24 protein-coding genes and 1 tRNA gene are annotated in these 24,541 nt (G+C 40.3%); all 25 read left to right on the top strand.

What is annotated here, in order from left to right:
• Positions 1 to 195: 195 nt before the first annotated feature.
• Positions 196 to 1,230 (top strand): rod shape-determining protein, encoded by a 1,035-nt coding sequence (locus EO112_RS02985; RefSeq protein ID WP_062401245.1) that lies wholly within the window; start codon positions 196 to 198, stop codon positions 1,228 to 1,230.
• A complete protein-coding gene (mreC, locus tag EO112_RS02980) occupies positions 1,230 to 2,147 on the top strand; it encodes a rod shape-determining protein MreC (protein WP_009352838.1) in 918 nt (305 codons plus the stop codon). Before EO112_RS02985 ends, mreC begins: the two co-directional genes overlap by 1 nt.
• Complete coding sequence (mreD, locus tag EO112_RS02975) at positions 2,144 to 2,635, top strand: rod shape-determining protein MreD (protein ID WP_009352847.1); 492 nt, start codon at positions 2,144 to 2,146, stop codon at positions 2,633 to 2,635. The genes mreC and mreD overlap by 4 nt, the downstream gene beginning before the upstream one ends.
• Before the next feature lie 12 nt (positions 2,636 to 2,647).
• A complete protein-coding gene (gene mrdA / locus EO112_RS02970; RefSeq protein WP_127162849.1) occupies positions 2,648 to 4,546 on the top strand; it encodes a penicillin-binding protein 2 in 1,899 nt (632 codons plus the stop codon).
• 9 nt (positions 4,547 to 4,555) lie between these two features.
• Positions 4,556 to 5,659, top strand: coding sequence for a rod shape-determining protein RodA (gene rodA, locus EO112_RS02965; protein ID WP_062401238.1), 1,104 nt, complete (start codon positions 4,556 to 4,558; stop codon positions 5,657 to 5,659).
• Positions 5,660 to 5,696: 37 nt separating this feature from the next.
• Positions 5,697 to 7,580: a TIGR03960 family B12-binding radical SAM protein gene (locus EO112_RS02960; protein ID WP_127162847.1), complete on the top strand. Its 1,884-nt coding sequence runs from the start codon at positions 5,697 to 5,699 to the stop codon at positions 7,578 to 7,580.
• Entirely contained in the window at positions 7,552 to 8,241 is a 690-nt protein-coding gene (locus tag EO112_RS02955; RefSeq protein WP_127163023.1) for a TIGR03936 family radical SAM-associated protein, read from the top strand. Before EO112_RS02960 ends, EO112_RS02955 begins: the two co-directional genes overlap by 29 nt.
• A gap of 9 nt (positions 8,242 to 8,250) precedes the next feature.
• Positions 8,251 to 9,669, top strand: a complete 1,419-nt coding sequence (locus EO112_RS02950; protein ID WP_127162845.1) for an Rne/Rng family ribonuclease — start codon at positions 8,251 to 8,253, stop codon at positions 9,667 to 9,669.
• A gap of 112 nt (positions 9,670 to 9,781) precedes the next feature.
• On the top strand, positions 9,782 to 10,345 hold the full coding sequence (locus tag EO112_RS02945) for a manganese efflux pump MntP family protein (RefSeq protein WP_127162843.1): 564 nt from the start codon (positions 9,782 to 9,784) through the stop codon (positions 10,343 to 10,345).
• 455 nt (positions 10,346 to 10,800) lie between these two features.
• Positions 10,801 to 10,891 (top strand) — tRNA-Ser (locus tag EO112_RS02940).
• 423 nt (positions 10,892 to 11,314) lie between these two features.
• On the top strand, positions 11,315 to 11,953 hold the full coding sequence (locus tag EO112_RS02935; RefSeq protein WP_009352969.1) for a trimeric intracellular cation channel family protein: 639 nt from the start codon (positions 11,315 to 11,317) through the stop codon (positions 11,951 to 11,953).
• A gap of 62 nt (positions 11,954 to 12,015) precedes the next feature.
• Positions 12,016 to 13,746 carry a DUF4127 family protein gene (locus EO112_RS02930; protein WP_206168565.1) on the top strand — a complete coding sequence of 577 codons (1,731 nt, stop codon included), beginning with the start codon at positions 12,016 to 12,018 and terminating at the stop codon, positions 13,744 to 13,746.
• Between the two features lie 52 nt (positions 13,747 to 13,798).
• Positions 13,799 to 14,902, top strand: coding sequence for an acyltransferase (locus tag EO112_RS02925; RefSeq protein ID WP_126940532.1), 1,104 nt, complete (start codon positions 13,799 to 13,801; stop codon positions 14,900 to 14,902).
• Positions 14,903 to 15,364: 462 nt separating this feature from the next.
• Positions 15,365 to 16,219 carry a D-amino-acid transaminase gene (gene dat, locus EO112_RS02920; RefSeq protein WP_009352893.1) on the top strand — a complete coding sequence of 285 codons (855 nt, stop codon included), beginning with the start codon at positions 15,365 to 15,367 and terminating at the stop codon, positions 16,217 to 16,219.
• Positions 16,219 to 16,740: an ECF transporter S component gene (locus EO112_RS02915; protein ID WP_127162841.1), complete on the top strand. Its 522-nt coding sequence runs from the start codon at positions 16,219 to 16,221 to the stop codon at positions 16,738 to 16,740. The genes dat and EO112_RS02915 overlap by 1 nt, the downstream gene beginning before the upstream one ends.
• A 322-nt stretch (positions 16,741 to 17,062) precedes the next feature.
• Positions 17,063 to 18,109 carry a methionine ABC transporter ATP-binding protein gene (locus EO112_RS02910; RefSeq protein WP_127162839.1) on the top strand — a complete coding sequence of 349 codons (1,047 nt, stop codon included), beginning with the start codon at positions 17,063 to 17,065 and terminating at the stop codon, positions 18,107 to 18,109.
• A complete protein-coding gene (locus EO112_RS02905) occupies positions 18,090 to 18,743 on the top strand; it encodes a methionine ABC transporter permease (RefSeq protein WP_127162836.1) in 654 nt (217 codons plus the stop codon). Before EO112_RS02910 ends, EO112_RS02905 begins: the two co-directional genes overlap by 20 nt.
• 10 nt (positions 18,744 to 18,753) lie before the next feature.
• The gene (locus tag EO112_RS02900) at positions 18,754 to 19,563 is read left to right on the top strand and encodes a MetQ/NlpA family ABC transporter substrate-binding protein (protein ID WP_127162834.1); all 810 of its coding nucleotides are present in this window, start codon (positions 18,754 to 18,756) and stop codon (positions 19,561 to 19,563) included.
• A 175-nt stretch (positions 19,564 to 19,738) separates the two neighbouring features.
• The gene (locus tag EO112_RS02895) at positions 19,739 to 20,026 is read left to right on the top strand and encodes a YerC/YecD family TrpR-related protein (protein WP_009352920.1); all 288 of its coding nucleotides are present in this window, start codon (positions 19,739 to 19,741) and stop codon (positions 20,024 to 20,026) included.
• A 52-nt stretch (positions 20,027 to 20,078) separates the two neighbouring features.
• Positions 20,079 to 20,855, top strand: a complete 777-nt coding sequence (locus EO112_RS02890) for a TSUP family transporter (RefSeq protein ID WP_127135601.1) — start codon at positions 20,079 to 20,081, stop codon at positions 20,853 to 20,855.
• 11 nt (positions 20,856 to 20,866) lie between these two features.
• Positions 20,867 to 21,637, top strand: coding sequence for an SDR family NAD(P)-dependent oxidoreductase (locus EO112_RS02885; RefSeq protein ID WP_009352933.1), 771 nt, complete (start codon positions 20,867 to 20,869; stop codon positions 21,635 to 21,637).
• A 78-nt stretch (positions 21,638 to 21,715) separates the two neighbouring features.
• Entirely contained in the window at positions 21,716 to 22,891 is a 1,176-nt protein-coding gene (locus EO112_RS02880) for a hypothetical protein (RefSeq protein ID WP_127135600.1), read from the top strand.
• Positions 22,892 to 22,908: 17 nt separating this feature from the next.
• On the top strand, positions 22,909 to 23,253 hold the full coding sequence (locus EO112_RS02875; RefSeq protein WP_009352977.1) for a YkvA family protein: 345 nt from the start codon (positions 22,909 to 22,911) through the stop codon (positions 23,251 to 23,253).
• A 52-nt stretch (positions 23,254 to 23,305) separates the two neighbouring features.
• Entirely contained in the window at positions 23,306 to 23,716 is a 411-nt protein-coding gene (locus EO112_RS02870) for a thioesterase family protein (protein ID WP_127135599.1), read from the top strand.
• A 3-nt stretch (positions 23,717 to 23,719) separates the two neighbouring features.
• Positions 23,720 to 24,538 carry a glutamate racemase gene (murI, locus tag EO112_RS02865; protein WP_062401321.1) on the top strand — a complete coding sequence of 273 codons (819 nt, stop codon included), beginning with the start codon at positions 23,720 to 23,722 and terminating at the stop codon, positions 24,536 to 24,538.
• Positions 24,539 to 24,541 lie beyond the last annotated feature (3 nt).

The raw sequence follows: 24,541 nt of genomic DNA, 5'->3' as shown, positions 1-24,541 counted from the left end.
AAGTCCTAAAATTATCCCAAAAAATATCTGAAAATTACCCAATAATTACCTAATAATTATCCGATAATTACCCAATGCATTATACAATAATTGCTCTAGGGGGGATGAAGGTGTAAGACTATGGTTTTTATTTATAATCTCCTTAAAGTATGTTACAATTAATAGAATACGGAATTCTTTATAAGGAGAGATTCGATGAAATTATTTTCTTCATTAGGAAGAGATTTAGGAATAGATATTGGGACCTTTCATACGCATATTTTTGTGGAAGGTCGAGGGGTGGTTGTATCAGAACCATCCATCGTGGCAACGGATGCAAAGCAAGAGAATATCGTCACCGTTGGGGAAGATGCACATCGCTTGCTATTGCGTAATCCAGAAACATTAGCCCCTATGAGTCCTCTGAAAGAGGGCTTTATTGTGGACTATCGTATTGTGTTGTCTATGTTAAAGTATTTTATGAACAAAGCATCCAAGGCGGTTCGTAGATCTCGTGTCGTCATGGCAGTGCCTTGTGGGATTACCGATGTAGAGCGAAGAGCGATGACAGATGCTATTATTCAGGCAGGAGCTCGGGAAGCTCATTTGCTGGAAAGTCCAGTGGCAGCAGCGATTGGTGCAGGGCTTCCTATCTTTGAGGCCCGTGGTAGTATGGCTGTAGATATTGGCGGTAGTACTACAGATGTAGCTATTTTATCTATGGGTGGTAAAGTAGCGAGCCGCACATCACGGATTGGTGGTAATGAATTAAACGAAGCCATATATCATTATATACGTAATGAGTTTTCTATTATGGTATCCGATGAAACAGTGGAAGACATTAAGCAAACTCTTGGTTGTGCGATCGCTCCATCTATCGAAGGGGAATACACTATCGTAGGTCGTCACTCTGAAACGGGACTCACCAAACGCTGTATCATTCGTAAAAGTGAAGTCTATGAAATTTTGCGACAACCTATTGCAGATATGGTGGTTGTTATACGCAGTATTTTGGAAAAAACACCACCTGAATTAGTGGCAGATATTATGGAAAGTGGCATGCTCCTTACGGGAGGTACGTCCTTACTTGAAGGGTTAGACCGCCACATCCAAGAGGAACTAGGCATTCCTGTACGCATTGCAGATACGCCCGGCGATACGGTGGCACTTGGTTTAGGAAGAGCTGCCGCAGATGTGCAACGTTTAGAACGATTGTTAGTGGCAAGTAAATTACGAAAGGGGCGATCTTAATGCAACAATCTGAACGCAAATGGTTGACTATGATCGTCATTCTTTGTACTGTACTAGGTGTTTTTGGATATGTGTGGAAACAAAGAACACAAGTTCCAGTGGTAACAGTAACTCTAGAAAATTTGATGGCCCCATTTACCTATGGAGCTAGTCGTTTCTTAGAAGGAATACATACGGGGATAGCGATTATTGATGATGGTATTCTACGTGTGAAAGATATGTCTGATATAGAGGAACGCAATGCAGAATTAGAGCAAAAGCAAGTGGCCTATGACGAATTGGTAGCAGAGAATATTCGGTTACGCCAATTATTACAATTTAAAGGAGAACAACCTCAATTTGCTTTATTAGCAGCCTCTGTAGTGACTCGTGATAGAGGGGCTTGGACGGATACATTCACTATTAGTAGAGGCCGTGCAGATGGGGTAGAGCCAAATATGGCAGTCATTGCTCCCCGTGGAGTCGTAGGCTTTGTATCAGATGTATATGAACATTCTGCACGGGTACAAAGCATATTAGATCCAAGATCTGCTACTGGTGTTATCGTGCAACGACCAGAATCTAGAATTGCATCTATACTGAAAGGGAATGGGAATCGCCCTATGGAGCCACAAATGGTGAACATTGCCTTAAATGGTGATGTGCTAAAAGGCGATACAATTGTAACTTCAGGGTTTGGAGGTATGTATCCAAAGGGATTATTATTAGGTCATGTGAAAGATATTGTCACTGATGAAGAAGGTTTTGTGAAACATGCAATCATTGAGCCTACGGTAGACTTTCAAAGTTTAGAAGAAGTATTCGTCATTACCAAATCCTTCACGGCGCGACCAGAAACACCAAAATTAGAGCCAAAATTGATTCCTCGCACGCAACGAGATCAAGTAGAAGGTGCTAAAGGGACGGTGCAACAATGAAGCGATTTGCCTGGACATTGATGTTAGTAGGTGTGATTATTATCCAATCTTTAGTCGTACCTAGATGGTTTCCCTACTCTTGGGCACCTCATTTGTTGCTAGATATTGCCTTAGCCGTTACTATACTGAAAGGGCGTTCCTCTGGACTGCTATTAGCAGTTGTAGGGGGTATTGTCCAGGATGTGATGATTGGTAATTATTTTGGATTACATGTGGTATCCTATGCCGCAGTGAGTTATGCCTTAGGGTCTATACATTTGACTATTTATGAAGAACAATGGTATGCCAGTGCTGGGTGGATTGGACTAGGAGCGGCGTTAGTGATGCTAGTGCAAATAGGCTTATTGTGGATTGTGCAGGAGCCTATCATATTGACTACCTATATTTGGAATCATGGCATTCCTTCGATAGGTATTGATGCCTTAGTGGGAATCTTAGTGCACAAACTAGTATGGCGCTGGGAAGAAAAAGATGAATACATGTGGTAGAAAGGAGAGACTATGTTAAAAGCACTATATAAAAAGAAAAAAACTACACGCTTTGATGTGTTGTTAACTATAGTCATCCTCGTTTTTGCTGTTTTATTAGGACGTGTATTTTACTTACAAGCTATTGAAGGTGATTATTACCGTGGAAAAGCAGAGGGGAACCGGTTACGTATTTTATCTATGACGGCTACTAGAGGGTTGATGTATGATCGAAATGGTCAAATTATCGTCGGCTCACGACCTGCTTATATGGTATCTATGTTGCCAACTGGAAAACAGGCAGATCCAAAAGTGTTAGAACAATTGGCTGCTTATTTGCAAGTGCCAGTGAAAACCTTAGCAGATAAAATAGAAGCTCATAAAGGTGGTTATGAACCAATTAGATTAGCTAGTGATGTAACCTTAGATAAGGTCACAAAAATTGAAGAACATCGTCACGAATTACCAGGTATTACAGTAGATGTAGAACCACTTCGCTATTACCCTCATGATACGATGGCATCTCAACTATTGGGCTATGTAGGAGAAGTGAGCGAAGAAGAATTGGCAAAAGTAAAGCAAGCAGAATTAGAAGGCACAAATTCTGGAGGCCCTATTGGAGCGGGTACGATTTTAGGAAGATCGGGCCTTGAGAAAATGTATGACTCTGTCTTGCGTGGTGTTGATGGTGGTCGTCAAGTAGAGGTAGATGCTAGCGGACGACCTGTTGAAGAAGTAGGCCGTAAACATACAGTACCAGGGCGAAATATTCATTTGACAATTGACTTGAATTTGCAAAAAGTGGCTGAAAAAGCTGTGTATGATCAATTAGCTACTCTTAGATCGCAAGGTATTCCTGCAAAGGGTGCTGCCGTTGTGGCCCTAGATCCTAACACAGGAGCTGTATTGGCGATGGTTAGTGCCCCAGGATTCAATCCGAATTGGTTTGCCAAAGGGATTACCACAGAACAATGGAACCAACTCAATACTGATGCGAATCATCCTTTTGAAAATAAAGTAGTTACTGGTGAATATCCACCAGGATCTCCTTTTAAAATTATTACTGGCGCAGCCGCATTAGAATTAAAAAAAGTAACTCCTAATGAAATGATTTACGATAGTGGTAAACACTGGTTAATTGATAAGCGAAATGCAGAGGGAGAAGCCTTGGGCTGGCTTGACTTTAATAAAGCCTTAGCCAAATCTGATAATGTGTATTTCTATGAAATGGGTAATCGCTTAGGGATAGAAAATATTGATAAATATGCTAAAATCTTTGGATTAGGAGAAAAGACAGGTATTAAGCTCTATGATGAGGGTCGTGGTAACTTAGCTAGTCCAGAATATAAGAGGAAAGTATTTAATCAAGATTGGTATTTAGGGGAAACTTTTGATGCTGCTATAGGTCAGTCTTTTACCTTAGTCACGCCTATACAGATGGCAGTGGTTATGTCTGAAATTGCTAATGGAGGGATTCGTTACCAACCGTATGTGGTGAGCCGCATTGATAATGCAGATGGAACGCCAGAAGAAATCTTTGGACCTAAGAAGCTAGGCGTTTTACAAGTGTCTAAAGCAGTTATGGATATTGTTCGTAATGGTCTTAGAGACGTAACGTTGGAAGGTGGTACAGCAGGGGAAATTTTTAAAGGATTATCCCTAGCAGTAGCTGGTAAAACAGGAACTGCAGAGAATGCTACTGGTACTGACCACGGTTGGTTCGTTGCCTATGCCCCTTATGACAAACCCCGTATTGTTGTAGTAGCCCTTGTGGAGCAAGGTGGCTTTGGAGCTAGCTCAGCCGGCTCTATTGTGCGTCCTATTTTAGAAGAATATTTTCATATTCCTAAACCAGTTGTTGCACCAGTGAACGGGAAAAAAGGTGATCCCAAAACGGGCACATCTTCTATAAAAGAGCAAAAAGTAGACTAGGAGTATACTATGTGGCAGAGAATTATACGAGAATGGGATTGGATTTTGGTGCTGTCCACGATTAGCCTTATCATCATAGGATGCATTGTGATTGGTAGTGCTACGCATGTGAATCGCGAAGGTTTACAACTAACGGGACTGGTATCAAAGCAATTACTATTTTTTGGATTAAATATCATAGCCATTGTAGGTCTACAATGGCTAGATTATGAGCGTTTGCGTCCCTATGCTAAATGGATTTATGCAGCTACCATCCTCATGTTATTGGCTGTTATGATCGTGGGTACATCAGCACTGGGTGCGCAGCGCTGGATTCAGATTGGTCCGATTACTATCCAACCATCAGAGTTTACAAAACTGATGATGATCATTAGCCTTGCCAATATGTTGGAAAGTCGGGTAGAAAAATTAAATTCCTTTAAAGAACTGTTGCCAGTATTCTTGTTTTTAGGAATTCCGGCACTACTAGTATTTAAGCAACCTGACTTAGGAACATCCTTAGTGTATGTGGCTATTTTGGCAGGCATGCTTTTTGTTAGTGGTATTCGAATGCGATTAGTGCAGATTATGGTAGGTACCATGGTGGCATTAGCTCCGCTAAGTTGGTTTGTTTTGCAAGAGTATCAAAAACAACGGATTATGGTATTTTTAAATCCCAATGTAGACCCATTTGGAGCCGGATATCATATTATCCAATCTAAAATTGCAATCGGTTCAGGTTTGCTATTTGGAAAAGGCCTTTTTGAAGGAACCCAAAGCCAGCTGAACTTTTTACCAGAAAACCATACAGATTTTATTTTCTCCGTGGTCGGAGAAGAATTGGGTCTTCTTGGGTGTTGTGTGGTCTTAGGATTATTGTTAGTGGTTGTATATCGTAGTTTTTTAATTGCCAAACGATCAGTAGATCCCTTTGGTATGCTAATTGCTACAGGTATTGGGTCTATGTTTTTGTTTGAAGTCTTAGTCAATGTAGGTATGACGACAGGGATTATGCCAGTAACAGGGATCCCATTGCCTTTCATCAGTTATGGTGTTAGTGCTTTGACCACCAATCTATTGAGTATAGGTTTATTATTGAATATAGTAATGCGTCAGAAAAAACGCATGTTTTAATTGTTAGAAATGAGGCTTGTGCCTCTAGTGAGGTTGTATGATTCACTTAGATCCATCATGGTTACAACATGTGGAAAAACCGGCTCGTTATACCGGCGGGGAATGGAATAGCATTGTAAAAGACCACAGTACAGTGGATGTGACAATGGCCTTGGCATTTCCTGATGTATATGAAGTAAGTATGAGCCATTTAGGAATAAAAATTTTATATGGTTTGTTAAATGAACGTCAAGATGTGGTGGCTGAGCGTGTCTTTGCGCCTTGGCACGATATGGAAAAAGAAATGCGAGACCGTAAGATTCCTTTATTTTCTTTGGAAACCAAAACACCAATTCGCGAATTTGATCTATTGGGATTTACATTGCAATATGAAATGAGCTATACCAACATCTTGAATATGCTGGATATGGCAGAGATCCCTTTCTATAGCAAAGATCGAGATATGTCTTTCCCATTGCTATTAGCAGGGGGACCTTGTGTATATAATATTGAGCCTATTGCAGATTTTTTTGACATCGTGTCTATCGGTGAATCGGAAGAATGGCTTGTGGAATTTGTAGAACTATTTAAAACAGAAAAAGCGAAAGGTTTTCCAGGCGGTAAAGAGGCATTCTTGCGCAAAGCAGCCTTAATTGAAGGGACCTATGTACCTGCTTTATATGAGCCAGAATACACAGAGGACGGTCATTTTAAAGGATTAAAAATTTTGGCAGAGGAAGCGCCGGCAGTTGTAAAAAAACGTATCGTAGAAGATGTGGAACACTCCTATTATCCGACAGCACCTATTGTGCCATATTTAGACGTAGTCCATGATCGGGCTGTATTAGAATTATTCCGTGGTTGTTTGCGAGGCTGTCGTTTCTGCCAAGCTGGTATGTTATATCGTCCTGTTCGTGAAAGAACGCCGGAACGGTTATTACAAATGGCAAAGGATATTATTGCCAATACCGGATATAATGAAATTTCTTTAATGTCTCTAAGTTCTGCAGATTATTCTAAATTGCCAGAATTAGTAGATATGCTGATGGAAGAATTTAAAGATAAACAAGTCAGTGTTAGTCTACCATCTTTGCGTATTGACGCATTTTCTATTGATATTGCAAAAAAAGTGCAGCAAGTGCGTAAAAGTGGCTTAACCTTTGCTCCAGAAGCAGGCTCTCAGCGTATGCGTGATGTGATTAACAAAGGTGTTAGTGAAGAAGATTTGATGGCAGCTTGTGAAAATGCTTTCAAATCTGGTTGGAACACAGTGAAATTATACTTTATGATGGGCTTACCGACGGAAACCGATGAAGACGTAGCAGGCATTGCTGACTTAGCTTATAAAGTATTAGATTTGCACCGAGATATTACAGGCAAACGCAATGGCAAGGTGACAGTGAGTTGTTCTTTCTTCGTACCGAAAACACACTCCCCTTACCAATGGTATGGTCAACAAGATGTAGAGGAGATTCATCGTAAACAGAGATATTTAAAATCTCTTATCAACAATCGGAATATTTCCTATCATTATCATGATGGACATACAGGGTATTTAGAGGCTATCTTTGCTCGTGGAGATAGACGATTAGCGCCATCCGTCATAGAGGCATGGAAACATGGCTGTAAATTTGATGGCTGGACAGAGTATTTTAAATACGATACCTGGATGCAGGCTTTCAAAGATACGAATATTGATCCAGATTATTATGCTCGCCGTGACCGTAGCTTTGAAGAGGCATTGCCTTGGGAACATATTGATGACACCGTAAGTAAAGCCTTTTTACAACGTGAATGGGAGCGTGCTGTAGAAGGCATGTTGACGTGGGATTGCCGTCGTAAGCCATGTAATGGCTGTAATGCTTGTCCAGAGCTAGGCACACCAATTATTGATTATAAGGAGGGTGGACGTGTTGAGAAAGTTACGTTTGGCCTTACATAAGGGAGAAGAACTTCGCTTTTTATCCCATTTAGATTATGCCTCCGCCATAGAGCGTATGATTCGTCGTAGTGGGATTAAAATGGCTTATTCTGAGGGATTTAATCCACATATGAAGATTAGTTTTTCCTCTGCCCTTGCCTTGGGTATTACGGCTAGTGCTGAATATTGTGATATGGATGTGTTAGAAGAAGGGTCATTAGAAGAATTGATGAGCCGACTTTCACAATCAGCGCCAAAAGGCTTAGAAGTGTTGGATGGACGATTCATGCCGGATAAAGTGAAAAAAATGATGGCCATATGCAATTATGCTGTCTATGAGGTGACAGGCCCGGCCGTAGAACGCGCAAATTGGGAACAGTTGCTGGAACCTTTTAATAGTGCAGACGAAGTATTATATGAAAAAGTAACACCGAAGAAAACAAGAATGATTGATGTGAAACATTTCATTAAAGAACCCTTGGTAGCAACGGTAGACGGAGATATGGTTACAATTCGTATGGCTATTGGCGTATATCCAGAAGGGACTATGAAGCCAGGGGATATGTGGAAATTGGGCAAAGAGCAATACGGTTGGCCCGTAACAGATAGTTATTCTATTCACCGTGAAGCGATTTTGATTGAAACGGATGGGGCTTGTATTACGCCTCTAGAAGTGGAATAAGGAGAGACTATGAATCGATTATATGCCAATGTGATGAAAGAGGAAACCCGTCTTGCCATTGTGGATGAGACAGGGGATTTACAACAAATTATATATGAACGACCACAGCTATCGAATCGCGTAAATCATATGTATAAAGGGGTAGTGAAAAATGTTCTACCTGGCATGAGTGCAGCTTTCCTCGACATTGGCATCGGTCAAAATGTGTACCTAAACCTACAAGAACAAGGGAAACAGAAAAAAGTACATGTAGGGGAAGTCTTATTAGTTCAAGTTGTGAAGGACGCCATGCTGGGAAAAAGCGCTCGTGTTACTACTGATGTTAGTTTGGCTGGTCACTACATGGTATTATTGCCACAAGATCAACAGATTCATATTTCTAAAAAGATTACAGACCCAGAGTTGCGTCAGTCTTTGAAAGATATGGCACAACCTTATTTAGAGCGGGGAGTAGGATTTATTTTGCGCACCGCAGCTATGGGTGCTAGTGAAGAAGAAATTGCTTGTGATATGGCCTATTTACATCAGACTTGGGAACACTTGCAAAAGCGCTACAAGGTAGCACAGAATGGAACGGAAATCTATGGAGATGCCAACCTATGGTATCGTGTCATTCGTGACTACGTAGGACCTACGGTAGGTTCTATTATGGTGGATGATGTAGCTGCTTATGAAGAGTTGCAACAATTATTAGGAGCAGGACGATTTGGTAAGCCTGTAGAAGTCAGCTTTTGGAATCAGAAGGAAGATATTTTTAAAACACATGGTATTGAAGAACAAATTGATGCTCTTTTAAATCATCGCATTGATCTACCCTCTGGTGGATCCTTACAGATTGATCAAACAGAGGCTCTCACTGTGATTGATGTAAACTCTGCTCATTACAGTGGTAAGAATGAACAAGTGGGACAGGTGGCAAAACGAGTGAATCAAGAAGCGGCCCATATGATTGCTAGACAATTGCGATTGCGAAATCTTGGGGGAATCATCATATGCGATTTTATAGATATGCCTAAACAGGATATGGAAGAACTAGTACAGTTGATGAACCACTTAGTGAAAAAGGATCCTATTAAAACCGTGGTATGTGGTATTACTTCTTTAGGTTTGTTGGAGTTGACACGGAAACGGGAGCGCCAAAGTATTCCATCTATCCTCTTTGATACTTGTTCCAGTTGTGGTGGTACTGGACATGTACTAAAAGGAGAAACTGTGTATTTGCAAATCTTACGACGTCTGCGGGAATTGTATCGATTTGGTCGATTAAAAACGGATGTATCCATTGTGGTGCATCCAGATGTGGGGCAATTCTTTACCAAACAAGTATTGGAGTCGTTACGTACAGAGTTGCAAAGAACTATACAGATTGAAAATGATACCACAATGGGATTAGAAGCCTATTCCCTATTAGCCTTAGGTGATGTATAATAATAAAATTAGTACTAAAAACAATTACAGTTCTCTATATGAAATGTAATGTTTTTAAGAAAAAGTGCTTGGGATTGCCAAGCACTTTTGTTGTTATTTGCAGGAGGGACTTGTGTCATACCTTGAAATATTAATTTTATCGATAGGTCTTGCTATGGATGCCTTTGCGGTTTCTATTTGTAAATCATCACAAATGAAAGATGATCCTACTTATAAGAAAGTATTATTAGCATTTCTATTTGGCGCCTTTCAATGCATGATGCCTATTATAGGGGCAGCCGTAGGAGCTCAGTTTTCGCAGAACTTTGATGAGTGGGACCACTGGGTTATTTTTATTACCTTAGGCTATTTGGGTATTAATATGATTCGTGCCTCTCTCAACGATGAGGAAGAAGATAAAACAAAGGTGGATTGGAAAGAAATGTTAGCGTTGTCCATTGCCACTAGTATCGATGCATTGGCAGTGGGAGTCACTATTGCCTTATTACATGCGGATGTACTCACTACGTCAGTTACCATTGGTGTGATTACCTTCTTAGTATGTCTGGTGGGCATATTTAGTGGGTACCATATGATGAAAGCATTCCGTGAAAGAGCGGAAATGGCTGGGGGCGTTATATTGATCCTGATTGGAGTGAAAATATTGCTGCAGCATTTGGGGTACTTGCCTCGCTAAATCGTCTCTTGTGTTGCTATTCTGTCCGTGGCTCTTTATTGTTAGTGTAAGGGAAAATCGCCGCACATTCCTCCACAAACTGATACAGTGGTTAGGTTTGTTCCGGAACATGCGGCGCTTTTCTAGCGTTTGTGCTATTTAGGTAATTACAGTGCCACGGAACGTTCTACGCGACATGGCGTTCCTCACGGGATGGGGGTACACCGTGCTCTTCTTGCATTTTTGTGATTTAGGTGTAAAAAATGCCACAAGGCTACTACACCTAATGGCATTCCTCCACAAACTGATACAGTGGTTAGGTTTGCTCTGGAACATGCGGCGCTTTTCTAGTGTTTGTGCTATTTAGGTAATTACAGTGCCACGGGACGTTCTACGCGACATGGTGTTGCTCACGGGGGAGAAAAAAGTGCTTGACGGAATATATTTAGTAGTTTATAATAGTTAAGTATTCACTTGGAGAGGTGTCCGAGCGGCTTAAGGAGCATGATTGGAAATCATGTGTGCGGTGATACCGTACCGAGGGTTCAAATCCCTCTCTCTCCGCCAAGGTTTAAAAGCGTTTATGCATTGCATAGGCGCTTTTATTGTTATATCTATTGTATTTTGTGGCAAGATGGTATATAATTAACTCAACAAAAGTTATAGTCCCCATTATAGGGTAAACAAAAAAGGACGGGTGCAACCGTCCTTTTTGCTTTCTTATTTTCTGTTCTTGAAGAACTCAATCACCATATATGAAATAATATGGATTAAGATACCTTGAAGAACAGGGGCGAGAAAGACGCCAATACATAAAAAGTTAAAGTCACCCATTTAGGGCTCACCCCCCTTTCTTTAAATAAAGGGTTATATAAAGTATACCACATTTTATACTTGAATATATGCGGATATTCGTCCTTTTTGCTTTGTTTTACACCTAGTATCTTACTCAAAAGAATGGTACAATAATTCCGTATGAGGAGGCTTTGTATGGATTTTTTATGGTTATTATTTGACATTATTGGAACAATTGCCTTTGCGATTTCTGGCGCACTTTTGGGGATTCAACGGCGTATGGATATTTTTGGTATACTGATTTTGGCGCTGGTAACTGCTATTGGCGGTGGGATTGTGCGAGATGTTATGGTAGGGCGCATACCGCCCACATCTTTGCAAACGGGCTTATATATTTCTATCACGTTAATTACGGTTGGGATCATGTTTATCATGTATCGTTATGGCTGGAATCGTTATATTGAAGGTAAAGGTGCGACGAAAGTGTATCTGATAGCAGATGCCTTAGGTTTGGCTTCGTTTACAGTGACAGGAGCGACTATTGGGATAGCTACAGATCCAACTAACTTGGTGCTCACCGTTGTGTTAGGTGGAATTACAGCTGTGGGTGGCGGTATTATCCGAGATATTTTAGCACATCGCACGCCGAGTGTGTTGAAAGAAGAAGTGTATGCCTTGCCAGCTTTATTAGGTGGGATTGCCTACTTCGTAGTGTATGCTATAGGACATCAAATAGTGGCATCCTATGTGACATTCCTTATCGTTTTTATCATTCGCATGATAGCCATTGAGTATCATTGGAATCTGCCGCGTATTGATCGGATTCATCGATAATTTACATATGACTAATCAAGATAATAAGCAAAGAATACTATAAAATAGGAGATATATAAAACATGAGAAAACAACAATGGCGACATAAGTTTGCGATTATGGCTACAGCGGTGGCAACTGCGGTATTGAGCCATGCGAGCACTGCAGAGGCTACGACAGTACTCTATGTACCACAAGATGACCGCCCCGTGAGTTTAGCCTATACGGTGGCTACGGCTCAAGATGCAGGATATACGGTGTTAACACCACCTCAATATTATATTTCAGGTCGTAACTTTCAAGGAAATGCAGAAGCCATTTGGAAGTGGGTTGATGAGAATATTAGTAAAGCAGATGTGCTTGTGTTAAGTACAGACTCTTTAATCTATGGAGGCCTTGTAGATTCTAGAAAACACAATTTAGATTTACATACCTTGGAATATCGAGTGCATCATATTGAAGATTTGCACAAAAAATATCCTAATATACCAATGTATGCATTTGGTACGGTGATGCGCTCTCCTCGTGCTAGTGGTGGCGGTGTGGAGCCAGCCTATTATGATCAATATGGTCCGACTATTTTCCGTATTGCTGCTTTACAAGATAAATTGGACAGTCAAAAATTGACGGCAGATGAACAAAAAGAGTTGTTCATGTTGCAAGCTACGGTGCCAGTGGAATTTTTACAGGACTGGTTCCATCGTCGTCAAAAAAATATGGAAATTAATCGTCAATTAATTGATATCACTAAAAAAGGTGTATTTAAATATTTTGCATTAGGTCATGACGATACTAGTAGTTTATCTCAATCGGCTATGGAAGGTCGTTATTTACAAAAATATAGTAAAGGACTTTCCCCTACGCAATATGGTAGTTTCCCAGGAGCAGATCAATTAGGATTGTTATTAATCGCTCGTGACCATGTGGATCGCAATCACTTGACGCCGACATTTGAGGTTATTTATCCATTAGGTGGTGGTGGTGAGACAGTACCGCATTATGAGGACCAAAAAGTAGAAAAAACAATTGCTGAACATGTAGTGGCCGTAGGTGGCACGATGAAAACTAAAGGAAAACCATCTGTGTTACTAGCGGTAAATACGCCATTAGGTACAGTGACAGGTGAGTCAGAAGCTTTTGAAAACTTCCCTATGATTTCTAGAAGTACCAATGAATTTTTAGACCATATTCAAGCAGCTATGAATCAAGGAGTACCTGTTAGTATTGCAGATATTGCCTATTCCAATGGATCGGATAATACATTGGTCTATGGATTGTATCAACGGGATTTACTGTATAAAGTTAGTGCTTATAATGGATGGAATACGGCAAGTAATACTATTGGCTATGCCATAGCACAGGGTATTTTAGGAGTGCATATGGATGATCAAAGTCATCGAAATATGTTGACACAACAATATTTGGATAATTGGGCATACCAAGCAAATATTCGTAAAGATGTGTATCGTATGCAAGATTCCATTCGTACAGATAATGTGAAATATACAGGAACCTTAAATGAAACTTTGGAAAGTTATATGGGTGAGCGAGTGCAAGACTTTGCAGCGACTTATTTAAAGTTGGATCCACGCACTGTATCCGCTCGATTCCCATGGGGACGATTATTCGAAACAGATATTACCGTGTATCGTGAACCTGTAGCTCCGTTACAAAAAGAGTTGCGTTTACGCCGTGAAGCAGAAGCAAGAGCTAAAGCAGAAGCTGAGGCAAAAGCAAAAGCGGAAGCAGAGGCAAGAGCTAATAAAGCAAAAGCAGACGCAGCAGCTGCAAAAGCAAAACAAAAGGCTCAATAAGGTAATACAATACAAGGAGAGAGGGGCGTAGCCCCTCTTTTTTGGAGGAATTATGAGAAAACCAGCTATACCGGCCATTACCTATATGCGGGGACTATGTATGTTAGGTGTGATCGGTATCCATGTAGGGTCCTATGCATTAGCGAACCCTACGATTAATATACATCTATTAGGACTGTTAGAAATTGTATCTCGCTTTACAGTGCCTGCCTTTTTCTTCTTGTCTGCCTTCGGGTTGTTCTATCATACATCGGTGGAGGATGATTTTTCTTATTCTGACTTTTTGCGCCGTCGCACGCAGGTGGTGCTCTATCCCTATATTGTGTGGACTATCCTATATACGGCCTACAATGCGGTATTAGCTCATAACGCATGGGGACTGATGCCACATGTGTTAGGGTTGACTCTACTTTTTGGAAATGGTATGTATCACCTGTATTTTCTAGTCATACTTCTTTGGTTTTACGCTTTGATGCCACTTTGGCGATGGGCCCTACGGTCTATACTGAAAGCTCCCATAGTGCTGATGACTATATTGTTTTTTGTGCAAATGGCAGTGAATTATTGGTCCTCTTATATGGCAGGCTCTGTACAATTTTCGCAAGAATGGTTGCAGTATATCTTTAGCATGCGTCTCAATTATTTTGTAGGATTTTATATATGGATTTTCCTATTAGGTGGAATATTAGCAGAACGCTTTGATACGATGTTGGAATGGATTGACTCCCATGGTTTCGGCATCACGGTTGGATTTATTTTATCCTTAGTGGCTATGTTAGGCTCCTATTACTATGTAATGGCAGAGTGGGGATATACTCGATTAGAGGCTATCTACACAGTGCATCAGCTAAGTCCACAAGGATTGGTATACACAGGGATGGGATGTATCTTTTTTGTATGGGCTTTCACCGTGTCATCCATGAGTGACATCGTGGAAACCTTTTGGACAGAATTGGGAAATGCATCCTATGGGATTTATTTGGTACATCCATTTATGTTGATTCTGTTAGATAAAGTTTTGCAAATCGGCGGATTAGGATATACAACAACGACAGTCGTGCTTATGTATGTGAGCGCAGTCATCTTGTCTTTTGGCGTGACAAAAGGATTAGAAACATTGCCTAAACAAGTACGGGCTTATGTGTTAGGCAAGTAAGTCATTTCTTGTAACACTATGCAGCCTGTGGCGTTTGTAACTTAATAAGCAAAGGGAAGAGCACGACATACCTTTTTCAAACTGTATTTCATAATGTATCGTCACTTGTTTTGCTATGTAGCCTGTGGCGTTCGTAATTAAATAAGGTAAATGGAAGACCGTAACACACCCCTTCTCAAACTATACAGTGGTTATGTTTGTTCAGGGGTATGTTACGGTCTTCTTGCGTTTGTATGATTTAGGTGATGAGGAACGCTACAAGGCTGCTACTCGTAACTGCGCTTCTCAGAGGATGGAAGTATATGGTGATGCTATCTACAAGTTGTGCTTTATTTAGTTTGTTTTGGAATAAAATGTGTGCTTCTAGAAAAGATTTAGGATAAAATAAATATAGAATTTTATACTTGTCTGTACTATAATGAAGATAATACTTGATTCGTATGTATACTATGAGGTGTTACTATGAAAGAATTAACATATTTTAATGGCGAGATGGTAGAGTCTGGCGCCAAGGTGGTTAGTCTTGATGATAGAGGATATTGTTTTGGTGATGGTGTATACGAGGTAGTGCGGGTGTATAATGGTCGCGCTTTTGCCTTTTCCTATCATCAAGATCGCTTGTATCGTTCGATGCGTGAAATGGACATTCCTGTGCGCATGCCTCCTGATGAGTTGCAAGAGTTGCACGAAATCATGATTGAACAAAGTGAAATTACTGATGGATATATTTACTTACAGATTACTCGTGGGGTAACACCACGTCATCATGCGTTTGAGCGTTCTAAATTAGAACCGCAAATGTATATGTTTATTAAACCGATTACAACGGATTTAGGGGCCTTGCAAGAAGGTGTAAAAGCCATTACCTTGCCTGATGAACGGTGGGCTCGTGTAGACATCAAAACACTAAACTTAATTCCTAATATTTTGGCACAAACAAAAGCCGAGAAAAAAGGTGCTTATACAGCTATTTTAGTGCGTGATGGCATTGTTACAGAAGGGGCTACATCTAATGTATTTGTGATGAAAGATGGTGTGTGTTATACGCATCCAGCCAACCATCATATTTTAAAGGGTATCACCCGTCAGTTAGTGGTAACTCGTGTAGCACCAACAGCAGGGATTACGATTATTGAGCGTGAATTTGATGAAGCTTTCCTAAAAGATGCAGACGAAATCTTCTTCACCGATACCATTGGTGGCATTATTCCGATTACCACCTTGAATCGTGAACCTGTAGGTGATGGTAAACCAGGTAAAGCTGCAAAAGTATTAGCTGAACAATTACAACATTTAATGGAAGAAGGGTTAGCATAATGTCAGTCAAAACGATAACAGGAAGTGCCTTGCTCTTAGCTATTGCTTTGCTAAGCCAAGGATTTCTTCGCATGATTATTCCTATGCACGGTTTAGTGCAATTTTTAGTAGGCTCCATCGTAGGTGCTTGTACGGCATTGGCTACCTGGCGCTATGGTTTGTGGAGTGGATTCGTTGTAGCTTGTGTAACGCCTCTCATGGCATTTTTACAAGGTATGTTGACCATACCTTTATTTGTACCTGTGGTGGCTATTGGTAGCATGGCATATGCAATTACTGTAAAGGTATTAGGAACAAAACGTGTATGGATGACAGCAATTACAGGGGCCATTGTAAAGAGTGTAGTTCTTTATGGACTATTCTTGGCTTTATTCCAGTTGATGCCGGGCATTCCTGAAGCGATGCAAAAAGGCATCTTGTTCAGCATGGGCTGGCCACAGCTGATTACAGGTAGTTGCGGTATTTTCTTGGCGGCTTTTATTGCGAAACGCGGCGGCATTAATTTGCAGAAATCAAAATAGCTAGTATGTGATTAAAATCTAAGTAAGAGTACGTGCTTTAGATTACGGATATACTTAGTGGAAATGCTATCTTTCATCATTATATAATAAGTATATAGTGAGTTAACATAGGACCCCCTACCTAGGCGGGAGCACGTTTGTTATAAAGAGTAAGCACCTCTGAATATGGAGTTATAGATTTAAGCTATAAAAGACGATAGGCAAGTAGTATAGTGGGAATTATTGACAGTCTGTCTACTCACATTGTACAATTTATGCATACCCGAGAGCTCTTAGGTAACTGAGGGCTCTTTTTTATTTAGTTTGAAAAGGAGAGGATTTCATGATAGAACTTAAACAGATTCGAAAAGTCTATGAAGGTGCTGTCCGCGTGGAAGCCTTGAAAGAAATTAATGTAACTATAGAAGAAGGCGAAATTTTTGGCGTTATTGGTCAATCTGGGGCCGGTAAATCTACCTTGATTCGTTGTATCAATATGTTGGAACGTCCTACATCTGGATCCGTTATTGTGGACGGTGTAGATTTGACGAAGCTGAACACAGCCGAACTTCGTGAAGAACGAAAACACATCGGTATGATTTTCCAACATTTTAATTTACTTTCATCACGCACAGTGTACGACAATGTAGCATTTCCATTGGAATTGCAAGGCTTGTCAAAAGAAGAAATTAGAGAACGTATTTTACCAATTTTAGAGATCGTAAAATTATCGGACCGATTGGACAATTATCCATCCCAATTGTCCGGTGGACAAAAACAACGGGTAGGCATTGCTCGTGCCTTGGCAAGCAATCCAAAAGTGTTGTTATGCGACGAAGCTACATCAGCGCTCGACCCACAAACTACGAAATCTATTTTGGCATTATTGAAAGACATCAATCGTCGATTAAACTTGACCATTGTCTTGATTACTCATGAAATGAATGTTATCAAAGAGATTTGTGATCGTGTAGCTGTTATTGAAGGTGGTACGATTATTGAAGAAGGTCCTGTAGTGGATGTATTTACAGAACCAAAACAAGCTACAACGAAAGAATTCGTGTCTGCCATCATCCGTCATGACTTGCCAGAAGATGCCATTGCTCATTTAACATTGAATGAAACTTGGGTAGAAGGAGCCAATCCGATTGTACGATTGACTTTCAAAGGCAATGTAACAGATGAACCTGTAGTGGCAAGCATTATTCGTAAATTTGATACAGATGTAAGTATCTTGTTTGGCGGTGTAGATTATATTCAAGATATGAGCTTTGGTCATTTGATTGTAGAATTAAAAGGGGAGCGTGCTAAATCAGAAGCGGCTATCGACTATTTACATAATTTACCAATTGGAAGCGAGGTGATCGGTTATGTCACAGCAAATCATTAATTTATTGCTGCAAGGTTTCTTAGAAACCGTACAAATGACGGTGATTTCCACAGTGGTAGCCGTTCTATTAGGGGTTCCATTGGGCGTAATTTTAGTCATCACCAGCCGTGGTCATATCATGCAAAATGAAGCGGTGAATAAAGTGCTAGGTGCTATCGTAAATGCCACGCGTTCCATTCCGTTCATCATTTTAATGGTAGCCATCATTCCATTTACTCGATTAGTAGCAGGTACATCCATTGGTACGACCGCAGCTTGTGTGCCACTGACATTGGCGGCCATCCCATTCTTAGCTCGTTTAGTAGAAACAGCGATCAAAGAAGTGAATGGCGGTGTTATCGAGGCAGCTCAATCCATGGGGGCTACACCATTGCAGATTATTTGGAAAGTGTTGTTGCCAGAAGCGTTACCAACATTAATCGATAATATTACAGTCCTAATCGTTAACTTAATTAGCTATTCTGCTATGGCAGGTGCTATCGGTGGTGGCGGTCTTGGGGATATTGCGATTCGCTATGGATACCAACGTTTCCAAGGAGATGTGATGTTAGCCACTATCATCATCTTAATTGTATTAGTACAAGTCATCCAAAGTGCAGGTGACTATTTATCCCGTAAAGTAAATAAAAAATAAAGGAGATACTATGAAGCGTATTTTAGTCGGTTTATTAGCCATTGCATCTTTAGTGCTACTATTAGCAGGATGCGGTAAAGAAGAAGCAAAACCAGCAGCAGATGCACCAATTAAAGTAGGTGTAACAGCAGGTCCTCATGCAAAAGTTATGGAATTTGTAAAAGGTGAAGCAGCAAAACAAGGATTGAATATCGAAATCGTTGAGTTCAGCGATTATATTCAACCGAATATTGCCTTAGATCAAAAAGAATTGAATGTGAACTCTTTCCAACATCAACCATTCTTGGATAACATAGTAAAAGATAAAGGTTTGAAAATTCAATCTATCGGCAAAACTATTTTGTTACCAATGGCAATTTACTCTAACAAATATAAAGATTTGAAAGATGTACCAAATGGCGCTACTGTAGCGATTCCTAACGATCCTACCAATGGTGGTCGTGCCTTGTTATTATTACAACAAGCAGGTTTGATTACATTAAAAGACGGTGGCACTGTAAAATCTTCTGTAGCAGATATTACAAGCAATCCTAAAAACATTGATATTCGTGAATTAGAAGCGGCACAAATTGCTCGGTCCCTAAATGATGTTGATGTAGCAGCAGTGAATACAAACTATGCAATTCCAGCAGGTTTGAACCCACAAAAAGATGCTGTTGTAGTGGAAAGCACAGATTCTCCATATGCTAATGTAATTGCTGTTCGCACAGAAGATGTAAATAATGAAACATATAAAAAATTATTGTCCATTTACCAATCTGAACCAGTACGTAAATTCATTCAAGAAGAATTCAAAGGATCTATTATCCCAGCGTTCTAAGTGAAAAGAATCAGCAAACAATTATACAACAGAGGGTAGTTGATATATGAGTATCAACTGCCCTCTGTTTTTTTGTACAAGAACAATGAATTAATGATATATGTATGATATTTCCTATGGTATAATGGTAGTGAAGTAAAGTACATTCTGAATAGAATTATGAAGGAGTAGAAGGTTGAATCAAAAACTTAAGAATCCAATACATGACCAGTTATTTCGGGCAGTCTTGTCGTTGGAAACACTAGAAGAATGTTATGAATTTTTTGAAGATATTTGTACCATTGGAGAATTAAAATCTATCTCTCAACGCTTAGAAGTGGCACGATTGTTAAAAGCAGGTACAGGGTATGAGCAAATTGTAGAATTAACAGGAGCTAGTACGGCGACCATAAGTCGTGTGAAACGGTGCTTAAATTATGGTGCCGATGGATATAATAAAATTTTGCCTCGTATTGAGGACTAGAAGATACAATAGGACATCAACGTGATGTATATAAGAGAGGAGGGCTCACACTATGGAAGGTGATTTACTCATAGGTATCATACTATTTTTTGCAGGAGCCCTAGCGGGGTTTATTGATTCCATTGTAGGTGGAGGTGGGTTGATTTCGTTACCCGCTTTGATGTTGACGAATATGCCGGTGGCCATGTGCTTAGGGACCAATAAATTATCTAGTGTCTTTGGATCTGGCACAGCAATGATTAACTTCGCCAGAAACAAATTGGTAGATTGGACATTCGTGAAATGGATCATGCCATTCACTCTGCTTATCTCTATGGTAGGCGCCTATATAGCAGTCTATGTGCCAGGCACATTTTTAAAACCCCTTATTATTGTATTATTGTTGGCAGTGTTCATTGTGGTGCTTACCAAAAAAGATTGGGGTACCATAGCACAAGTGGAACGTAAATCAGGATGGAAATTACTTGCTTATGTAGCAGTGGCTATTGTTATCGGCTTATATGATGGATTTCTTGGACCTGGCACAGGGGTGTTTTTAATATTCTATTTCTTGTTTATGGGTTATGATTTCTTAGGCGCATCAGGAAATGCCAAAGTACTAAATACAGTGAGTAACTTTGGGTCCTTGATGGTGTTCATCTATATGGATCAAGTGAACTATGGCTATGGTTTAGCAGTTGCAGCGGGACAAATTATTGGCGCTACTGCGGGATCAAAGTTAGCCATGGTGAAAGGCGCAGGACTAGTGAGATTTTTGTTTATCGCCATGTCTCTGACAATGTTAATGAAATTGTCCTATGACTATTTACTTTCACAGGGGATTATATAGTAGGAGTAACTATGCAAAAATTTAGTGATAATCAAGTAGCATTAATTAGCGGCGGCACATCGGGTATAGGCTTTGCTACTGCAGAATTGTTGTTAAAGCAAGGCTGGTGTGTGGTGATTAACGGCCGCAATGAATGGGATGGACAAGAAGCGGTTGTAAAATTGCGCCGTATTTCCTCGAAAGTACGATTTGTGCAAGGAGATGTAAGTAAGGTTATGAATTGCCGTCGTATTGTGGAAGATACGATTCGTTTGTTTGGCAATTTAAATGCCTTAGTAACGGCAGCTGGGTATTATGAAGAACGACTATTGGAAGATGTGGATGAGCAAAACTTTGATGAGATGTTTGGAACGAATGTAAAAGGTACTGTCTTTTTATGCCAAGCCGCAGCACCGTACTTGAAACAAGTGCATGGTAGTATTGTGACTATATCAAGTGATGCAGGACTACAAGGTAATGTGGCGTGCACTGTGTACGGAGCATCCAAAGGGGCTGTAGTGAGTTTTACGAAATCACTGTCCTTAGAAATGGCACCTCATCGTGTTCGCGTTAATTGTGTATGTCCTGGTGATGTAGACACTTCATTAGTGGCAAAACAATTAGCCAATGAACCATCGGGTGATATTGTGAAAGCTAAGGAAGAAATGGCTTTACACTATCCATTAGGACGGATTGCTCAACCGCGAGAAGTAGGCGAAGTCATTGCTTTTCTTATTAGTGAGAAAGCATCTTTCGTGACGGGTGCAGCTTGGACTGTAGACGGTGGACTAACAAGTTGGTAATTCATTGAGAAATTTGATACAATAAGGGTAATAAGTACATTTACACTTAATGTTTTGTGGTCAGTATAGGAGACAAATATGGAGCAGTTGGAATACAATAATGCAACACTTCCTCAAGCAACGAATGTACAAGAAGAAGTAGAAATGATTTGCCGTTGGGCAGCAGCTCGTGCAGCTGGTATCGCGGCATTACCAAAATTTAATTATGTAGGTTTATTGGCTAATGATGTGTACATGGTATCACGCATTGCTCAAGTATATGGTGTATGCCCTGCTAAAGAAGGGGTGACTGGATTTTTAGTCGGTCTTGGTGGTAGTGCTGTAGCAGCGTTAGTATGTACAGTCGTACCAACAGTGATTCTTCGCGTTCCGGTGGCAGCGGCTATTACCTATGGTGTTGGTAAAATGGCTGCAAAATGGATTGAAGATGGTATGCCAGCATGTCCGAACTATGAAGAATATCGTCAACGTTTAGTAGATATTTATGAACATAATAAAGAAACAGTTATCACATTGGCGAATACACCACTTCGGGATAAGCCGTTGGGTAATGAAACTGTAGATTTCTTAGATGATGTACAGGTGTCTGGTAATGATTACTTAGCAAGTGCCAAAGGCTTTGCAGGTTCTTTTGTTGGAGCTGATTTGTTGGCTAATGTAAGTGCTGTAAAAGATCTAGCAGTAGGAGCCGTATCCATCTTGGCAGCTACGGTGAAAGACACATTAGAGAAAAGTGGTAATGAAGAATTACTAGATAATGCTCGTCATGCTGCAAAAGGAGTAGGCTCTTTGCTTAAAATTTTAGCAACTGAAGCATTATCTTTAACGGGTGCCGTAGCAGGTACATCAGCATCTAAAGCAAGCGTATATACAAAAGCCGCTTATGAAAAAGCAGATACGGTGCGACAAACATTAAATGATTCCTTACAAACTAAAGTAGAACCAGTGGTGGAAAAAGCCACAGCTGTTATGCAAGATGTAAAAGAAGTGGTAGAACCAAAATTACAACAAGTGAAAGAAAAGGTAGAACCAAAACTTCAACAGGTAAAAGAGGTGGTAGAGCCGACATTACAGCAAGTAGAAGAAAAAGCTTCTGAATTGACAGCCAAAGCGATTGACCACGCACAAGAAGCGGTGCAAGACATTCGTGAAAAAGCGGAAGTTGTGAAGGAAACAGCAGTGGAATTGGCAGAACAAACAAAAGAAAAAGCCATCGACTTAGCAGAACAAGCAAAAGACAAGTTCAAACAATAATCAGAGAGGTTATAACTATGAATATCTTACAAATCCTTAAGTATGGAAAAACCTTTACATCTGATGCCTTTATGTCCACTGTGAATCGCATGGGTCGTAATATTATGTTTGCACGAAAAGCTGTTATGTTATATTATTGTTTACGTGATACAGATACACCAGCATTTGTAAAGGCCGTTATTGCAGGCGCTTTAGGATACTTGATATTGCCTATTGATTTTATCCCAGATAGCGTACCAGGTCTTGGCTGGGTGGATGATGTGGCAGTATTAGCAATTGCTATGAAAGTAGCTAATCGCTATATTAAGGCTTCCCATAAGGAAAAAGCACAAAAATTTGTGCCTATCGGATCAATTGATTAATCAGTAAAGGGGCTCTTTGGAGCCTCTTATTGCATAGGAAAGGTAGTATACGATGATTTCTACATCTTTACGTGTCCGATTTTATGAAACGGATATGATGGAGATTGCCCATCATACGAATCATTTACGGTGGTTTGAAATGGGGAGAATTGAATATTTTCGCCGCTGTGGTATTAGTCTATGGGACATGATGCAAGAGGGCATCGTCTTTCCTATTACAAAAGTGAGCTGTGAGTATAAGGAAGTGGCACGCTTTGATGATGTATTGCGGGTGGAATTAACAGTAGCCTCTTTGTCGCGGGCTCAATGTACTTTCACATATCGGATTATCCGTGACAGTGATAATGCATTGATCTGTACAGGGGAAACACAAAATGTATTTACGGCTAAAGAAACAGGTAAAATTATTCGCTTGCCAGATGTATTTTTTAAACCCATGAAAGCCGTAGCAGAGGAGGAGTAGGGAATGACGCCCATACAGAAGGAATTACCTATTGGAGTATTCGACTCTGGAATCGGTGGATTGTCTGTATTATCTGTGCTAGCACAAGAATTTCCGGAAGAAGATTTTATTTATGTTGGAGATAGTGCAAACAATCCAGTAGGCAATAGGCCGATTGAGGAAATTGAAGGCATTGCTACGAAAATTGCAGAGTTTTTAGTGGCCCAACCAGTGAAACTAATAGTCATCGCTTGCAATACATTTTCTGTGGTAGCCTTGGACAAACTATCCAAACAATTTGATGTACCTATTGTGGGGATGGCACAGGGGATTCATGATGCTCTGCGTATTAAGGTTAAACAGAAACGTAAAGGACCTTTAGGCATTATGGCTACGGTAGCGACTATTAATAGTCATAAACATATGGATGCAGTCCATACCTTGAAGCCTCATGTAAAAGTAGTAGAACAAGGCTGTAAAGATTTGGCGGCCTGTATTGAAGAAGGTCATTTAGATGATGCAGTTTTACGACATTGTGCAAAAGAATATGTACAGCCTTTGGTAGAGGCAAATGTGGAAGTGGCCATTTTAGGATGTACCCACTATCCCTTAGTAGAACCCATACTGCGTGAGTTGGCTAAAGAACAAATTTGCTTTGTAGACCCTGCGTGGGAAACATCTGATGCTGTAGGAGCTATTTTGTACGGAGAAGATTTGGAGCAGACATCAGGTAGAAAAGGTTCTATACAAGTTTGTGTTACTAGCCATGCGGATCGAGTAACGTCTATCGTACAAGATATTTTCAAGGATACTAGCTTAACAGCTAAGCTCATTACTCTATAGGAG

The sequence above is a fragment of the Veillonella sp. VA141 genome, assembly GCF_003992175.1.
GTDB lineage: Bacteria > Bacillota > Negativicutes > Veillonellales > Veillonellaceae > F0422.
The sequence above is the reverse complement of the archived record's forward strand: the minus strand, read 5'-3'. Positions and strand labels throughout refer to the sequence as shown.

Excerpts from the sequence above, each read along its gene's own strand:
- EO112_RS02985 (WP_062401245.1), top strand. The coding sequence starts at position 196 with ATGAAATTATTTTCTTCATTAGGAAGAGATTTAGGAATAGATATTGGG.
- mreC (WP_009352838.1), top strand. The coding sequence starts at position 1,230 with ATGCAACAATCTGAACGCAAATGGTTGACTATGATCGTCATTCTTTGT.
- mreD (WP_009352847.1), top strand. The coding sequence starts at position 2,144 with ATGAAGCGATTTGCCTGGACATTGATGTTAGTAGGTGTGATTATTATC.
- mrdA (WP_127162849.1), top strand. The coding sequence starts at position 2,648 with ATGTTAAAAGCACTATATAAAAAGAAAAAAACTACACGCTTTGATGTG.
- rodA (WP_062401238.1), top strand. The coding sequence starts at position 4,556 with ATGTGGCAGAGAATTATACGAGAATGGGATTGGATTTTGGTGCTGTCC.
- EO112_RS02960 (WP_127162847.1), top strand. The coding sequence starts at position 5,697 with ATGATTCACTTAGATCCATCATGGTTACAACATGTGGAAAAACCGGCT.
- EO112_RS02950 (WP_127162845.1), top strand. The coding sequence starts at position 8,251 with ATGAATCGATTATATGCCAATGTGATGAAAGAGGAAACCCGTCTTGCC.
- EO112_RS02935 (WP_009352969.1), top strand. The coding sequence starts at position 11,315 with ATGGATTTTTTATGGTTATTATTTGACATTATTGGAACAATTGCCTTT.
- EO112_RS02930 (WP_206168565.1), top strand. The coding sequence starts at position 12,016 with ATGAGAAAACAACAATGGCGACATAAGTTTGCGATTATGGCTACAGCG.
- EO112_RS02925 (WP_126940532.1), top strand. The coding sequence starts at position 13,799 with ATGAGAAAACCAGCTATACCGGCCATTACCTATATGCGGGGACTATGT.
- dat (WP_009352893.1), top strand. The coding sequence starts at position 15,365 with ATGAAAGAATTAACATATTTTAATGGCGAGATGGTAGAGTCTGGCGCC.
- EO112_RS02915 (WP_127162841.1), top strand. The coding sequence starts at position 16,219 with ATGTCAGTCAAAACGATAACAGGAAGTGCCTTGCTCTTAGCTATTGCT.
- EO112_RS02910 (WP_127162839.1), top strand. The coding sequence starts at position 17,063 with ATGATAGAACTTAAACAGATTCGAAAAGTCTATGAAGGTGCTGTCCGC.
- EO112_RS02905 (WP_127162836.1), top strand. The coding sequence starts at position 18,090 with ATGTCACAGCAAATCATTAATTTATTGCTGCAAGGTTTCTTAGAAACC.
- EO112_RS02900 (WP_127162834.1), top strand. The coding sequence starts at position 18,754 with ATGAAGCGTATTTTAGTCGGTTTATTAGCCATTGCATCTTTAGTGCTA.
- EO112_RS02890 (WP_127135601.1), top strand. The coding sequence starts at position 20,079 with ATGGAAGGTGATTTACTCATAGGTATCATACTATTTTTTGCAGGAGCC.
- EO112_RS02885 (WP_009352933.1), top strand. The coding sequence starts at position 20,867 with ATGCAAAAATTTAGTGATAATCAAGTAGCATTAATTAGCGGCGGCACA.
- EO112_RS02880 (WP_127135600.1), top strand. The coding sequence starts at position 21,716 with ATGGAGCAGTTGGAATACAATAATGCAACACTTCCTCAAGCAACGAAT.
- EO112_RS02875 (WP_009352977.1), top strand. The coding sequence starts at position 22,909 with ATGAATATCTTACAAATCCTTAAGTATGGAAAAACCTTTACATCTGAT.
- EO112_RS02870 (WP_127135599.1), top strand. The coding sequence starts at position 23,306 with ATGATTTCTACATCTTTACGTGTCCGATTTTATGAAACGGATATGATG.
- murI (WP_062401321.1), top strand. The coding sequence starts at position 23,720 with ATGACGCCCATACAGAAGGAATTACCTATTGGAGTATTCGACTCTGGA.